This is a genomic window from Prescottella sp. D32, from assembly GCF_037287305.1.
In the GTDB taxonomy this organism is placed as follows: Bacteria; Actinomycetota; Actinomycetes; order Mycobacteriales; family Mycobacteriaceae; genus Prescottella; species Prescottella equi.
Map to the genome: position 1 here is coordinate 200,456 of NZ_JARBSW010000003.1, position 14,417 is coordinate 214,872.

A 14,417-nucleotide genomic window follows, 5' to 3' on the forward strand; every position below is an offset into this window, starting at 1 on the left:
TCGGACCGGACGAGTCAGCGGCTCGGCGGGCGCTGAGCGATCACACGCGCCCACCATCCGTCGAGCGGGCTCGGGTCCGGGTATCGGACGACATCGGGACCCGCGAACACCTCCCGGCGATCTGCTCCCAGAAAGTTCTTGTCGGCATTCCTCATGGCACTCATCCCTTCACCTCGGATGCAACGGGCCCGTACCCGAACGTCGGACGAAGATCCGGCAGGTGGGCTGCTGCTTCCGAACCCGTCCACAGGACGCCGTCCGGACACACAGAGAATCTATACCCCCCACACCAAATTTTCTCTGGAAGGTCCACATTGCCTGGCCGAAGCATCGCCACAGCACGTCCGACGGGAATACCGCCCTCCATGATCCACTGCCCCGACATATCCACGCCTCACCATCACCATGCATATGCCGGGAAGCGTGTTGTACCAGCGTCCAGGTGCACCGATGACGCACCGGCAGCATCGGCGATGACCCGCGCCAGACTGGCGACTCGTCCGACACGCCGGACCCGCGTCTTCGAACCGCGCTGCAAATCTCACGCAACAGGTATAGATTTTGTCCTACAGCCGACCGATCAATCCTCAACCGACGGGGGTTCGGATGAGCATCCCGATACCCCCCGCACGCCCGACCTGCCCCTCACCGAGAACAGGATGTGCGATGAGCGACTTCCTCACCGATCACGACGACTCCCGCGAGGCCTGCGACGAGCAGGTTCGCCGCTGCATAGAAGAACTCCGCGACCATTGCGCGTCCGGAGAGACCGACCCCGAGGAACTCCATCGCTGCGTGGACCGACTGTGCGTCGCCGCTCTTCCCATGGCTTACCGCGTCGCCGGCCGGTACCGCAACCGAGGGGTTCCGACAGCCGAGCTCCGCCAGGTGGCGGCCCTCGCCCTGGTCGGAGCGGCCCGCCGGTTCGACCCGAGCAGGGGCACGGACTTCATCCCCTACGCCGTCACATCGGTTCGTGGCGAGATCCGCAAGTACTTCCGCGATTTCACCTGGTCCACCCATGTTCCTCGGCGCCTGCAGGAGAGCCACCTGGCCGTGCGGAACCGGATGGAATCGCTGTCGACCGAACTGGGCCGAACGGTCCGACTCGACGAGGTGGCGCATTCGCTGGGGATGCCGGTGGAGGAAGCCGAGGAAGCTGAGCGCGTGGGCGAGTTGTACTCGTGCGAGTCGCTCGACGCGACGCCGGTGGACGGTTCCGTTCCACGCCTGCACACCACCGGCGATGTCGATGCCGACCTCTCGCGGGTCGAACACCGGCACCTGCTGCGTCGGCTCATGGCCACGCTCGACGAACGCCAGCGCACCCTGTTGTGGCTCCGCTATTTTCACCAGATGTCGCAGTCCGAGATAGCCGAACAGGTGGGGTTGTCCCAGATGCACGTCTCCCGGCTACTGCGGCAGTCGCTCGAGCACCTACGCAGGCAAGCGGACGAGACGGTGGCAGCAGCGTGAGCCGCACCGAACGTGTCCTGGTTGCCGGAGGAGGGCCACGCCTCAGAGAAGCCCGCGCCGCGTGGCCGTCTCCACCGCCTCGGCGCGGCTGGCGACGTCGAGTTTCCGGTAGAGGTTCCGTGTATGCGTGCGAACGGTGTTGAGTGACACGTGCAGCTCGCGGGCGATCTCGCGTAACTGTCTCCCGGTGGCCAGTTCGCCCAGCACGACCTTCTCGGTGCGTGTCAGCCCCGGATTGCGCCCCGCATTGGCATCGAGCAGCTTCGCCCTGACGTGCACGACGAACTCGTGGGTGTGCTCACCGCCGGGTGGGAGCGCTGCGAGCAGTTCGGCGGCGTCGGCAGCGCAGTCGAGGAACGGCATCACGATCCGAGCCGGTTCCGCCAGTTCGAGCGCACGTGAGAGCGCGACGGACGCGTCGTCCGAACGGTGCTCCCGGTTCGCCACCACGGCGTCCAGAAGCCAGGCCCGGACAGCGAGCGCCGGATGCAGCGGCCTGTCGCGGACGGTGGCCAGCAGCTCACCCGCAGCCCCAGTCCGGCCCACGTGCAACTCGACCATCGCCCGCGCCACCACCACGTCGGGGATCTCACCGAAGGCGTCCGCTGCCTTCTCGATCACCTGCGCGGCCGTGTTCGTTCGGCCCGCGTCCAGAACGACTGCCATCGCCGGCGTCACGAGGGTATTGCTCAGCCCGGCCTGCGGACCGCGACTGAGCAATCCGATCAGGGCCCGGCTCACCGCGTCCGCTTCCGCCGTCGTCGGCCGCACCGTGCGCCGCGCCTGCAGGAGCGCGAACGCCACCTCCGCGTGGCCGCCGGAGACCGGCGCACTCGTCCCGTCCGGCCGCGTGCGCCGGGGCGACGTGAGGGCGAGTGCGTGGACCGGGCTGTCGTCGGGCAGCTGCTCGCTCCGAACGTAGGTGTCCATGCATACGGCGGCCGCGCATTGGAAGGCGTCGATCCGGTCGGTGAGACCGTGGGCGGCAGCATATTCGAGCGCGCGCCCGGCTCGCAGGCTCATCGTGGTGAGGTCACCGATCACCCCCGACAGGATCGACAGCCTCGCGAGGGTCCGCAGGATCAGGCGCGGGTGGGCACCGACGTCGCCGAGGGAGAGCGCCTCGCGGAGCAGTCGCTCACTCGACGCCGGGTCACCGAGGAACATGCGCGCGACCGAATGCTGTAGTGCGACGTAGCAGTCCAGATCGGCGCTGCCGCTCGGTCCGCACTCCTCGAACGCGGCGAGCGCATCCTTAGGCATGGCCGATCCACCGATCACGGCGATCTCGACCGACAGAGCCGCCGCGAACGCCGTTGCAGCGGAGGCGGCGCCGCCGGAGGTCGGCGCCGAATCCGGTGCCGCCAGAAAGGCGCGCGCGGCGTCCGGGTAGTTCTGTTCGACGGCGGCGAGCGCGCGCAGGTATCGCACAGCCGGCAGATCGGCGTACCGGGCGCCGAGGAGATTCCAGAGCTCCTCGGTCCGGCCGTCGAACACCACCGTGAGTCCGTGCAGGAGGGCGAGCTCGTCGATCGCCGCCTCATCCCCCAGCGCGACGAGGTGTTCGAGGGCGACGAGCGGCTCGCGCGCCTCGAGGAACCACCGCGCCGCGGTCCGGTGCAACCGGGCCACCCGTTGGGGGTCTCGATCGCGAACTCCTGCGCGGGCATGTGCGCGGATGAGGGGATGCCATCCATACCGGACCCCTGCGGCATCCGACGAACATCTGACGACCGGTACACCGAACTTCTCGCGATCCGACGCCACCCTGTCCACGCTCGCCTCGTCGAGCTGTTCCGCGAGATCGGCGTCGAAGAACTCGACGATGCTGGTGGCCTCGATGAAGCGCAGCAAGTACGCGGGCAGAGCATCGAGCGTTTCTGCCACGACGTACTCCGAGATCCGCTGCGGATAGCGGACGAGATCGGCAATGGCTCCACTCGGATCCGTGTGGTTGGAGAGTCTTATCGCGGCTAGTCGCAGCGGCGCCGCCCACCCACGTGTCAGCTCCAGCAGCGCGTCGAGATCGGACTCGCCGAGCGAGTGCCCGTACTCCTCGACGATCGCGGCGGCCTCGGGCCGGCCGAGCGCCAACTCCTCCCAGCCGATCCAGGTGAGCGTGCCGTCGAGCGCATAGCGGGAGAAGGGCAAGTCGGGGGTTCTCCGGCACGCGACCACCACCGTCGAATGCGCCGGCGCCGAGTCCACGAGGCTCGCCAGCACCCCGAGCGCCACGTCGTCCCGGACCTCGTGGGCGTCGTCGAGTACCAGTACGGTCGGACGTCCCGCCGAGGACAGCCTCTCCCACAGTCCGACAACCCTGCGCCGCAACTCTTCTGCATCGTTGTCGGCGGGTCCGACTACCAGCCAGGCTATCTCGCGAGCCGCCGTCTCTCTCGCGAGCCAGTCGGCGACCAGCACCGTCTTCCCGGTTCCCGCGGCCGCACTGATCAGGATCTTGTCGGGCACGTCCCGCGCGGCGACCGCATCGAGCATCGCGTAGAGGTCCTCGCGCGGCTGAACCGTGACCGACAGCCGCGGCGGAGGCATCGCCTCGGGAGCGGGTCGATCAGCCGACCGCCCCGCAGGAGAGCCGCCACCGGAAACGTCTCCCGCCGAACTCTGCTGCGCCACATGACTCCTCCGCCGATCCCTGTATGGACTCCCCGACCCACTGAGTCTTATCAGACATTTCGACCAGCTAAGGAAGGTTCAAGATCAACTGTGAGCGAGGCCGCACCATATACCTGCAACTCCAGGTACTCAATAGAATTCAGCGCTCGAACAGAGTCCGAGTCGTCTCCGCGACATCGTCGAGCCAGACGGTCCGCTGCTTCGGTGTCGCATCGGTCACCGGCCTGAGGACGTGGCGTACGAAGGACGGGCCATCGAGATACGGGGCGAGACACCGTCCCCAGATCGCTTCGAGGGGATCCCCGAACACCGCCTCCTCACGTTCGGCGGTGGTGTCCGAGGTGTTCACCACGAGCATCCGCTCGATCGTGACGAGGCTCTCGGGCTCACCGGTCGCGTCGGGCAGACGGTAGGCGACGCCCGGGACCACGACGCGGTCCATCCAGCCGGCGAGTATCGCGGGCGGCTTGCCCCACCAATTCGGGTGGACGACGACGAGACCCCGGGCCTCCCGCAGTTCTGCGCGGTGCCGCCCTACGACGGTGTCGGACTCACGCGCCAGGTACGCCTCGACCGACTCGCCGGTGGTGTATGCCTCCTCGGCCGAGACGATCGGATCGAACTGCTCCGCGTACAGGTCGTGGAACCGGACGTCCGCCCCCGCGTCGGTCAACACCGTCCGGATCCGGTCCGCGATCGCATGGCAGTAGCTGTCCGGGCGTGGGTGCGCGAGCAGCAACATCACGTGCGACACGGCGGGCTACATGTCCAGACCGAGGTCCAGCACGCTGACCGAGTGAGTCAACGCGCCGACCGCGAGATAGTCGACACCGGTCGCCGCGTAGTCCGACGCGACGTCGATCGTGAGCCCGCCCGACGACTCGAGCTTCGTCGAGGGCGAGACGGTGTCCCGGCGCTGCACGGCCACCTGCGTCTGCCACAGCGGAAAGTTGTCCAGCAGAACGAGTTCGACACCCTCGGCCAGCACCTCGTCGAGCTGGGTGAGGTCGTCGACCTCCACCTCGCACTCGATGCCCGGTGCGACGGCGCGTACCGCACGCAGAGCGGAGACCACCGAGCCCGCCGCGGCGACGTGATTGTCCTTGATGAGCGCCGCGTCACCGAGACCCATCCGATGGTTCACACCTCCACCCACCCGCACCGCGTACTTCTGCAGCCCGCGCATGCCCGGCAGCGTCTTGCGGCTGTCCCGGATCTTGCACTCCGTACCGGCCACGGCGTCCACCCACGCGGACGTCGCGGTCGCGATGCCGGACAGGTGGCACATGAGGTTCAGCATCGTCCGCTCGGCGGTGAGCAGCCCTCGCGTGGGCGCGTTCACGGTGAGCACGGCGTCGCCGGGCTGCACCCGGGTGCCGTCCGCGACGCGGTCGAGTACCTCGTAGTTGCCGGCGCCGATCACCTCGTCGAGTACGAGCAGTCCCACGTCGACGCCCGCGACGGTCCCGACCGAACGCGTCACGACGGCAGCTTTCGCCACGGCACCCTCCGGCACCGTCGCGACCGACGTGATGTCGGGTCCGTAGCGCAGATCCTCGTCGAGCGCGGTGCGCACCAGCGCGAGCGTCTCCTGCGGATCGAGTGGGTCCAGCGTGCTCATCGTGCTCCTGTCGATTCCAGTTCGGGTACTTCGAGTTCACCGTCGCGACCGATTCGCACCTCGATGCTGCGTCGGAACGCGTCGGTCGTGTCCGGGTAGTCGGTGCGGGTGTGGCAGCCGCGGCTCTCCCGGCGAGCGAGGGCCGCCATCACGAGCGCCGACGCCGCGACCGTGAGCGAGGTGTCCTCGAGTGCCGCTCCACTGCCCGCGACCGCTACGCCGCTGCGACCCAATTCGGTTGCGGCGGAGGCGAGCCCATCTCCATCCCGGACCACCGAGGCATGCGCCGTCATGAGCGTCTGCACCGTTTCGCGGGGCGCCCGCCGCCGGAACGGCAGCAGCAGATCGGTCGCCTCGACCCTCAGATCGGCACGTTCGGCGGCCGCGTGCCCGACGCGCTCGCCCACCACGAGCCCCTCGAGGAGACTGTTCGACGCCAGACGATTGGCGCCGTGCAGACCGGTACGGGCAACCTCACCCGCCGCGAACAGTCCGGGCACCTCCGTCCGCCCGTGCACATCGGTGACGACGCCGCCACACGAGTAGTGCGCGGCTGGGGCGACGGGGATCAACTGTCGGCTCGGATCGATGCCGGCCGCCAGGCACGACGCGGTCACGGTCGGGAACCGCGACGCGAAATTCGTCAGGTGTCGGGCATCGAGATAGACGTGGTCGGTTCCAGTGTCCCGCAAACGCTGCGCGATCGCACGCGAGACCACGTCGCGTGGCGCGAGGTCACCCTGCGTGTGCACGCCGTCGGTGACCGACCGGCCCTCCACATCGACGAGCCGGGCACCCTCGCCGCGCACCGCCTCACTGATGAGGGGTCGCCGTCCCACCCCGCCGGGTGCGAACAGCACGGTGGGGTGGAACTGCACGAACTCGAGGTCGGCCACGGGCGCGCCGGCCTCGAGCGCCAGCGCGATACCGTCCCCGGTGGCGCCGGGCGGATTGGTACTGCACGAGTACAACTGCCCGAGTCCGCCGGTCGCCAGCACCACGGACGGCGTGTGGATGACGCCGAGCCCCTTGTCCGACAACACGATCAGGCCGGTCACCCCGTGCGGGTCGGTGGTCACGCGCGCGGCGGCCGCACCGAAGAGCACCGGCATCCCGGCCGCGTTCAGCGCACGCTGCACCTCGGCACCCGTTGCGTCGCCGCCGGCGTGCACGATGCGCCGCGTACTGTGCCCACCCTCGCGGGTGCGGGCCACGGTGCCGTCGGCTCCGACGTCGAAGACGGCGCCCAGCGCGGTCAGCGCGGCGAACGCCTCCCGGCCGGCGGACACGATCGACCGGACGGCGGCCTCGTCGCACAGTCCGACGCCCGCGACGCAGGTGTCGCCGGTGTGCGAGTCGACCGAGTCGGTCCGCGGATCGCCGACCACGGCGATGCCACCTTGCGCGTACTGCGTCGCGGTGTCGGTAGGCCCGCCCTTGCTCACCACGAGAACCTGCAGACCGCGTTCTGCGGCCACCCGCGCGGCCGTCAGCCCCGCGACCCCTCCCCCGACGACCACGACATCGGCGCGCGCCTCCCACACGACGCCGTCACCCCCGGGACCGGCGACCATTACTCCCCGCCGCCGGGGTTCCCGATCTCGATCATGCGCTGCACGGACTTTCGCGCCCGCTCGGCCACATCGGGGGCGACGTGGACCTCGTCCTTACCCTCGACGAGGCAGCGCAGCAACGCGGCCGGGGTGATCATCTTCATGTACGGGCACGAAGCACGGTCATTGACGGCCTGGAAGTCCACGCCCGGCGCGGCCTTGCGCAGCTGGTGCAGCATGCCGACCTCGGTGGCGACGAGAACCTGCTTGGCACCGGTCTCACGGGCAGCGTCGAGCATGCCGCCGGTCGAGAGGATCTTGACCTTGTCCTCGGGCACGAAGCCCTCGCCCGCGAGGTAGAGCGCGGACGTGGCGCAGCCGCACTCGGGATGCACGAACAGCTCGGCGTCCGGGTGACTCTTGGACTTCGCGGTGAGCTCGTCACCGTTGATGCCGGCGTGGACGTGGCACTCCCCCGCCCAGATGTGCATGTTCTCGCGGCCGGTCACCCGCTTGACGTGGGCGCCGAGGAACTGGTCCGGCAGGAACAGCACCTCGCGGTCGGGATCGATCGAGGCGACGACGTCGACGGCGTTGGACGACGTGCAGCAGATGTCGGTCAGGCCCTTCACCTCTGCGGTGGTATTGACGTAGGACACCACCAGTGCGTCGGGGTGCTCGGCCTTCCACTCCCGGAGCTGCTCGGCGGTGATCGAGTCGGCGAGCGAGCAGCCGGCCCGCTCGTCCGGGATCAGCACGGTCTTCTCCGGGCTCAGGATCTTGGCGGTCTCGGCCATGAAGTGGACGCCGCAGAAGACGATCGTGCCCTCTTCCGCTTCGGCGGCGATCCGCGAGAGCGCCAGCGAGTCACCGACGTGGTCGGCCACGTCCTGGATCTCGGGCAGCTGGTAGTTGTGCGCCAGGATCGTGGCGTTGCGCGCCTTCGCCAGACGGCGCACCTCGGCAGCCCACTCGGGCCCGCCCTCGACACCGGTGTACCCACCGGGGCCGTCCACGATCTGTCCCGCACCCGCCCACATCGTCGAGGTCATGGCCACTCCTTCTTTCGAAGCCTGTTCGACGGCTCCGTCACTACAACCCGGGCGGGCTGGCCCGAATTTCCGAAATCGAGGTTTTCGACTTAGGATCGAAAACATGCCACATAGTAGCACCGTCCACGAAGTGCTCACCGCGGTGTTCCAGGTTCGGCCCGCTACCGAGACCATCTCCGCAGGTGACGGCCATCACGGCCCCAACGGGTGCCGCGGCGACGAACTGATGGTGCTGCTGTGGCAGCGCGCCCTCGATCCCCAGAAAGGCACGTGGTCGCTACCCGGCGGGACACTGCGCATCGACGAGGACCTGAAAACCTCGGCCCGTAGACAGTTGGCCGAGAAGGTCGACGTCCGCGAGGTGGCCCACCTCGAGCAATTGTCGGTCTTCAGCGATCCCCACCGCGTCCCCGGCGACCGCCGAATCGCCTCCACCTACCTGGGCCTGGTCCCCCTCCCCGCCGATCCACAACTCCCGGCGGACACGGCCTGGCACCCGGTCTCCGCGCTTCCGGAGACGTCCTTCGACCACGGGACGGTGGTCGAGCACGCGCGCACGCGGTTGGCCGCGAAACTGTCGTACACCAACATCGCGTTCGCGCTGGCGCCCGACGAGTTCACGATGTCGACCCTGCGCGAAATCTATTGCGCCGCTCTCGGTTACCAGGTGGACACGACGAACCTGCAGCGAGTCCTGACCCGACGCGGCGTCATCACCGCCACCGGCAACACCGCCCGATCGGGGCGCACCGGCGGCAGACCCGCAGCGCTCTACCGCTTCACCGAGTCGCAACTGCGGGTGACCGACGAATTCGCGGCGCTTCGTCCCCCGGTCTGAGTTCGCCCCACTTTGTCGGCACGTCCGATTACACTCGAAACTATGTTCGAAGCGGGTGGTGCGAGTGGAGGCGTGGAAGCGGCTGACGCCGCCGAGCTGCTCACCGCCCGGCATGCCCGGATCGCACGGGAGCAGTGCCTCGAGATCGAGTCGGTGACCGATCTGTTCATCGTCCGGTGCGAGGAGGACGCCCGGGCGGGCCGGAACGAAGCACGTCACGGCGAGTTCGCTCACGTCGAAGTCGCCGGGATTCTCGGGCTGACGGAGTCGGCGGCGCAGCGGATGATCGGCCTCGGCTGCGATCTGCGGTGGCGGCTGAGCCGGGTACGGGCGGCGTTCGCTGCCGGGCGGATCGACCTCGCGAAAGCACATGCCCTAGCCGAAATCCTCGCGAAGGTCTCCGACGAGGTGCTCGCCGAGATCGAGGAACGACTACTCGACGGTGCCGACCGGACGAGTACCACCCGGCTGAGGAATCGGGGACGACGCCTGATCGCCCGCCTGGATCCGGAGGGTGCACGCGAACGCCGGAGGCGCGCCACCGCGGATCGCGACGCGCGCGTCATCGCCCGTGACGATGGATGGCCGAGGTCGACGGTCTGCTGCCCGCCGCGGGTGGCCGGATCCTGGCCGGTCGGCTCCGGGCGATGTGTTTCGACGTGTGCGCCAAGGATCCGCGCACCGATGCGCAGCGCCGCGCCGACGCATTGGTCGCGCTCGCTTCGGGGCACACACACCTCGACTGCACTTGCGGGCGCGACGACTGCGCCACCCACGCGCGCTTTCCCACGCGTGACGATCGCCCCACCCGTTCGGGCGTCTCGGTGCAGGTCCTGGTCGGCGTCGACGCGTCGACACTGCTCGGGCTCGACGACGCCCCCGGCTACCTGTTCGGCCACGGCCCCATCGACGCCGATCTGGCGCGGGATCTCGCTGGGGACGGCACGTGGAAACGGGTGCTCACCCTCACCGATCGCGATCGCGATCGGCTCGCATCAGCGACAGCCTGTTCGACAGGCCCGGTCGTCGGTGTCGGCTCCCCACTTCCGCCGCCGCGACAGGCACCCGCCGATGTCGCGGTGCGCCTTCGCGAACATACCGACCTAGCCGCCAGCTTGCGGAGACCGTGCGGATCCGGGACGGCGGGTGTCGTTTCCCGAACTGCACCGTCCAAGCCAGTGCGTGCGATATCGACCACACGGTCGCGTTCGATCACGACGAACCCGCACGCGGTGGACCCACTACCGAAGCGAACCTCGCGTGCTTGTGTCGCAAACACCATCGGCTGAAAACGCTCGGCCACTGGGCCGTCCGGCAGATCGGCGGCGGAAGGTTGGAATGGTCGGGTCCCTCGGGGCGGCCCGTCGTCACCGAACCCTATGGGCCGTTCACCGATACAGGCCTGCGCGAGATCTCTGCAGGAATCAGCGCCGAACTCCTGGACAGAGTCACCGACAGTGCCACTGTGGCGGCGTTGAACTACTCACGCGCCGAACTCGATCTCGACTACCTCCTCGACGTCCACATCCCGCCTCGACAACGCCGGCGCCGCGGGCACACCCCGCGCCACGGCGGTTCACGGACGACGATCGAGCCCGAAACATCGCTGTCCGCAACTGCTGACGATTCGCCGCCGTTCTGATCGAAATCAATTCGACGACAAACTATTTCGAACGACGAGCGCGATCGGCTGCCGCCCGTCGACACCGTTGGAGGCGAGTTCGAGCGCCTCGGTCGCCGCAAGCACCGCGATGCACGAAGCGTCACGGGCGAGCCCGACGGTCGTGAACACGGTCAGCGGTCGGCATCCGCGTAGCGGAAAGCGGCGACCGACAGCAGCGCGATTGCACGTGCAGATCGACGTCCGGAAAGGTGTTCCCGAGCCACGGCCATCATCAGCGCCGTGAGTCCGAGTCCCACCCCCTGCGCCGCGCGCCCGATCAACAGGACCGGGAACGGCACCGGAAGCGCCGTCAGCGCGCCGCCCGCGGCGACAATCGTCAGCGTCCAGATCACCACCGCACGACGACGCGGGCCCGACCCGAGCCGACTGAGGATCGGCGTGCTCACGGCACCCGAGAGCAGCCGGACGGTCAACGTCCACTGCGCCGCAGCGAGAGGCACGTGATAGTCGCGCTCCGCGTCGACATCACGGTCGGAGCCTACGACCGTCGAATCCCGCGTGCTCGGCGCCGCGACTTGTCGGGCTGCGGCACTACATTCGTTCCATGACGACGCCCCGGGAGCTCGCCCTGATGCGCCTCGTGGCGCAGCGGATCTCCGGTCCTGCCTGCCCTTCGGCCGCGGAGGCCGTGCGCTGGCTCACCGCGGCGCAGGCGCAGGATTTCCCCGGAGCAATCACCTCGATCGCCGCCAGGGCCGGGGGCGGTGGCCGGAAGTCGATGCTCGACGCCCTGAACAGCGCAGAGGTGGTGCGCTCATGGCCGATGCGGGGCACGCTGAATTTCGTCGCCGCGGAGGATCTGCGGTGGATGCTCGCACTCACCGGTGCGCGGACGCTGTCGAGTGCACGAGCCCGCCACCGGGCCCTCGACATCGACGACGCCGCGGTCGACCACGCCGGCACCATCGCACGGGAGGCGCTCGCCGACGGCAGCCTCGGGCGATCAGAACTGATGCAGTCCTGGGAGCGGGCCGGGATTCCGACGGCGAATCAGCGCGGACAGCACCTGTTGTGGACGCTGGCACTAACCGCAGTGGTGTGTCTGGGCCCGGTCGACGGCGGCACACAACAGGTGGTGTCGTTCGACGACTGGATCGGCAGCTCACGCGAACTCGACGGTGACGAGGCACTCGGCGAGTGGGCGTTACGGTACTTCCGCAGCCACGGACCGGCGACGGTGGACGACTTCGTGTGGTGGACAAAACTGACCGTCCGGCAGGCACGTGCAGGTCTGGCGTCGGCGGCCCAGCGTCTCGAACGGATCGTGGTCGACGGGGTCGACTACTACCTCGACCCGGCGACGCCCGATCTGCTCGCGGCGCATCGTCGACAGGCGCGCGGGGTCTTCCTGCTACCCGGATTCGACGAGTTCATCCTCGGTTACCGTGATCGCGGAGCCGCCGTGGATCCCGCGTTCCAGCCGCGGCTGCAACCGGGAAACAACGGCATGTTCAGCCCCACCGTCGTCGCGAACGGCCGGGTGGTGGGCACGTGGAAACGGCGTCGCGGTGCGGCCGGCGGCATCGACGCCACGCCGTTCACCGCGTTCGACGCACGCACGGAAAAGGCGATCCCCCGGGCGTATTCGGCACTGGCGTGACGCACCCCTACGGACTCTCGGCCACGTCCGCCCGTTCGGGATCGGTCGCCGCGGATGTCTCCGCCGTGCCCCCGGCACCGAGGTCGTCGTCGGGGCTGAGTGACACCAACAGCAGATAGACCAGCGCCGCCGCGAGTGGCTGGACGATGAGCACCAACGGCGTCGACACGCCCGGGGCCGCCGCGATCACCGAGTCCACGGCGGGACCGGTGACCTCCGGGTAACGCAGTCGCGCAACGCCCATCCCTACCAGTGCAGCCATACCCGAACCCGCCACGGAACCGCAAACCAGAGCAGCCATCGCTCCCGGCCCACGGGAGCGCCGCATGCCCCACACCACGACCGCCGACAGCACCCCCACGACGATCGTGGTGCCGACGAAGATCGCGAGGGCATCGAACCGGTGCAGATTCTCGGTGGTGAGCACGACCCCGCGGTCCTCGGCGACGACGAGCATGTGCACCGCCGGTGCGAGCAGCGCCCAGATCATCCCGGCCGGCACACCGAGCAGCGCCGACACGACGACGATCCTCACCAAAGCTCGCGATCGGCGGTGTCGGGGTGGAGTCACACCACGGGACGTTACCTGCGACCGAGCAGGGTCGAGTCGAGGACACCGTGCCGGGAGCACTTCGCCCACCAGCCGTCGGGGCTGACCTGGACGATCATGCGTCGCCCGCACTGCTCGCAGAACCGTGGCGGCTCGAGGCCGAGTTGCGCCGCGGTGGGCGTGGCGTCGTCGACGCCCGGGACGACCCGGCGCCCTGTGAACGGGTTGTAGCGCTCGCCCGCGGGCACGATCTCCGCCGCGGCGTCAGAGGGTGGCATTGAGCGCCTTGATGGGCATCTCGAGATCCACCAGTAGATCCAGGTCGCTCTCGGCGGGACGTCCGAGGGTCGTCAGGTAGTTGCCGACGATGACCGCGTTGATTCCGCCGAGCATGCCCTGCTTGGCGCCGAGGTCGCCGAGGGTGATCTCGCGGCCGCCGGCGAAACGCAGGATCGTGCGGGGAAGTGCGAGCCGGAAAGCGGCCACCGACTTGAGGGCCTCGCCAGCGGGCAGCACGTCGAGGTCACCGAACGGGGTGCCCGGGCGCGGGTTGAAGAAGTTCAGCGGGACCTCGTCGGGCTCGAGCGCGGCGAGGTTCGCAGCGAATTCGGCCCGCTGCTCGACGCTCTCCCCCATGCCGAGGATGCCGCCGCAGCACACCTCCATGCCCGCCTCGCGGACCATGCGCAGCGTGTCCCACCGCTCCTCCCACGTGTGGGTGGTGACCACGTTGGGGAAGTACGACTCGGCCGTCTCGAGGTTGTGGTTGTAGCGATGCACACCCATCGCCGCGAGCTGGTTCACCTGCTCCTGCGTGAGCATGCCGAGCGAGCAGGCGATCTGGATGTCGACCTCATTGCGGATCGCCTCGATCCCCGCCGCGACCTGGGCGAGCAGCTTTTCGTCCGGACCTCGGACGGCGGCGACGATGCAGAACTCGGTGGCACCGGTCTTGGCGGTCTGCTTCGCCGCCTCGACCAGACTCGGGATGTCGAGCCACGCGGCGCGGACGGGCGACTGGAAGAGGCCGGACTGCGAGCAGAAGTGGCAGTCCTCGGGGCAACCACCGGTCTTGAGGCTGATGATGCCCTCGACCTCCACCTCGGGTCCGCACCACTTCATGCGCACGTCGTGCGCGAGGGCGAGCAGTTCTTCGAGGCGGTCGTCGCCGAGGCGCAGCACCTCGAGCACCTGTTCCTGATTCAGCGCTTCACCACGCTCGAGTACCTGTTCACGGGCGGCCGCGAGAATGTCGAGATCGAGAACGTCGGGGGCGCTGGTCACTGCAAACTCCTCGGGTGCGGACAGTCCCGACACCCGGGACCTGACGACTACAGCAGCTGTATCGATGTCGGACTTGAACACCGTACAAGTTGAACGGCGTTCACGTTAGAGCCGCGGTGGATTAG

At 68.7% G+C, this 14,417-nt stretch carries 15 protein-coding genes and 1 pseudogene; 5 read left to right on the top strand and 11 right to left on the bottom strand.

Annotated elements, in window-relative coordinates:
• Positions 1-14: 14 nt before the first annotated feature.
• The gene (locus tag PSS76_RS15685) at positions 15-164 is read right to left on the bottom strand and encodes a hypothetical protein (RefSeq protein ID WP_157383603.1); all 150 of its coding nucleotides are present in this window, start codon (positions 162-164) and stop codon (positions 15-17) included.
• Between the two features lie 502 nt (positions 165-666).
• Here PSS76_RS15685 and PSS76_RS15690 point away from each other — a divergent pair.
• Entirely contained in the window at positions 667-1,476 is an 810-nt protein-coding gene (locus PSS76_RS15690) for a sigma-70 family RNA polymerase sigma factor (protein WP_005512655.1), read from the top strand.
• A 42-nt stretch (positions 1,477-1,518) separates the two neighbouring features.
• Here PSS76_RS15690 and PSS76_RS15695 read toward each other — a convergent pair whose 3' ends face one another.
• The 5 genes from PSS76_RS15695 to nadA all read right to left on the bottom strand — a co-directional run bounded on the left by PSS76_RS15695 (position 1,519) and on the right by nadA (position 8,336).
• Entirely contained in the window at positions 1,519-4,110 is a 2,592-nt protein-coding gene (locus tag PSS76_RS15695) for a LuxR C-terminal-related transcriptional regulator (RefSeq protein ID WP_084968421.1), read from the bottom strand.
• A gap of 139 nt (positions 4,111-4,249) precedes the next feature.
• Positions 4,250-4,864, bottom strand: coding sequence for an NAD(P)H-dependent oxidoreductase (locus PSS76_RS15700; protein WP_084847144.1), 615 nt, complete (start codon positions 4,862-4,864; stop codon positions 4,250-4,252).
• A 6-nt stretch (positions 4,865-4,870) separates the two neighbouring features.
• Complete coding sequence (gene nadC / locus PSS76_RS15705; RefSeq protein ID WP_084968420.1) at positions 4,871-5,731, bottom strand: carboxylating nicotinate-nucleotide diphosphorylase; 861 nt, start codon at positions 5,729-5,731, stop codon at positions 4,871-4,873.
• Entirely contained in the window at positions 5,728-7,305 is a 1,578-nt protein-coding gene (locus PSS76_RS15710; RefSeq protein WP_084968419.1) for an L-aspartate oxidase, read from the bottom strand. Before PSS76_RS15710 ends, nadC begins: the two co-directional genes overlap by 4 nt.
• Complete coding sequence (gene nadA / locus PSS76_RS15715) at positions 7,305-8,336, bottom strand: quinolinate synthase NadA (protein ID WP_005512645.1); 1,032 nt, start codon at positions 8,334-8,336, stop codon at positions 7,305-7,307. The genes PSS76_RS15710 and nadA overlap by 1 nt, the downstream gene beginning before the upstream one ends.
• A gap of 103 nt (positions 8,337-8,439) precedes the next feature.
• On the opposite strand from nadA, the gene PSS76_RS15720 reads away from it, so the two are divergent.
• From PSS76_RS15720 to PSS76_RS15730, 3 genes and pseudogenes are all read left to right on the top strand, one after another.
• Entirely contained in the window at positions 8,440-9,174 is a 735-nt protein-coding gene (locus PSS76_RS15720) for an NUDIX hydrolase (RefSeq protein ID WP_084968418.1), read from the top strand.
• Positions 9,175-9,216: 42 nt separating this feature from the next.
• Positions 9,217-10,061, top strand: a pseudogene (locus PSS76_RS15725) (DUF222 domain-containing protein); the annotation flags it as partial.
• A gap of 239 nt (positions 10,062-10,300) precedes the next feature.
• Positions 10,301-10,816: an HNH endonuclease signature motif containing protein gene (locus tag PSS76_RS15730; RefSeq protein WP_337456396.1), complete on the top strand. Its 516-nt coding sequence runs from the start codon at positions 10,301-10,303 to the stop codon at positions 10,814-10,816.
• Between the two features lie 6 nt (positions 10,817-10,822).
• Here PSS76_RS15730 and PSS76_RS15735 read toward each other — a convergent pair whose 3' ends face one another.
• Together PSS76_RS15735 and PSS76_RS15740 are read right to left on the bottom strand one after the other, a co-directional pair.
• Complete coding sequence (locus PSS76_RS15735; RefSeq protein ID WP_221277992.1) at positions 10,823-10,966, bottom strand: hypothetical protein; 144 nt, start codon at positions 10,964-10,966, stop codon at positions 10,823-10,825.
• A 2-nt stretch (positions 10,967-10,968) separates the two neighbouring features.
• On the bottom strand, positions 10,969-11,298 hold the full coding sequence (locus PSS76_RS15740) for an MFS transporter (protein ID WP_106851490.1): 330 nt from the start codon (positions 11,296-11,298) through the stop codon (positions 10,969-10,971).
• Positions 11,299-11,402: 104 nt separating this feature from the next.
• Between PSS76_RS15740 and PSS76_RS15745 the strand changes: the two genes are divergently transcribed.
• On the top strand, positions 11,403-12,458 hold the full coding sequence (locus PSS76_RS15745; protein ID WP_337456333.1) for a winged helix DNA-binding domain-containing protein: 1,056 nt from the start codon (positions 11,403-11,405) through the stop codon (positions 12,456-12,458).
• A gap of 7 nt (positions 12,459-12,465) precedes the next feature.
• On the opposite strand, the gene PSS76_RS15750 is transcribed toward PSS76_RS15745, so the two are convergent.
• From PSS76_RS15750 to bioB, 3 genes are read right to left on the bottom strand one after another with little or no spacing between them, the layout of a single operon-like run.
• Positions 12,466-12,993, bottom strand: coding sequence for a DUF2567 domain-containing protein (locus PSS76_RS15750; protein ID WP_233283793.1), 528 nt, complete (start codon positions 12,991-12,993; stop codon positions 12,466-12,468).
• A 47-nt stretch (positions 12,994-13,040) separates the two neighbouring features.
• Positions 13,041-13,286, bottom strand: coding sequence for a biotin synthase auxiliary protein BsaP (bsaP, locus tag PSS76_RS15755; RefSeq protein ID WP_005512638.1), 246 nt, complete (start codon positions 13,284-13,286; stop codon positions 13,041-13,043).
• Positions 13,273-14,292 (bottom strand): biotin synthase BioB, encoded by a 1,020-nt coding sequence (gene bioB, locus PSS76_RS15760; RefSeq protein ID WP_013416308.1) that lies wholly within the window; start codon positions 14,290-14,292, stop codon positions 13,273-13,275. The genes bsaP and bioB overlap by 14 nt, the downstream gene beginning before the upstream one ends.
• Positions 14,293-14,417 lie beyond the last annotated feature (125 nt).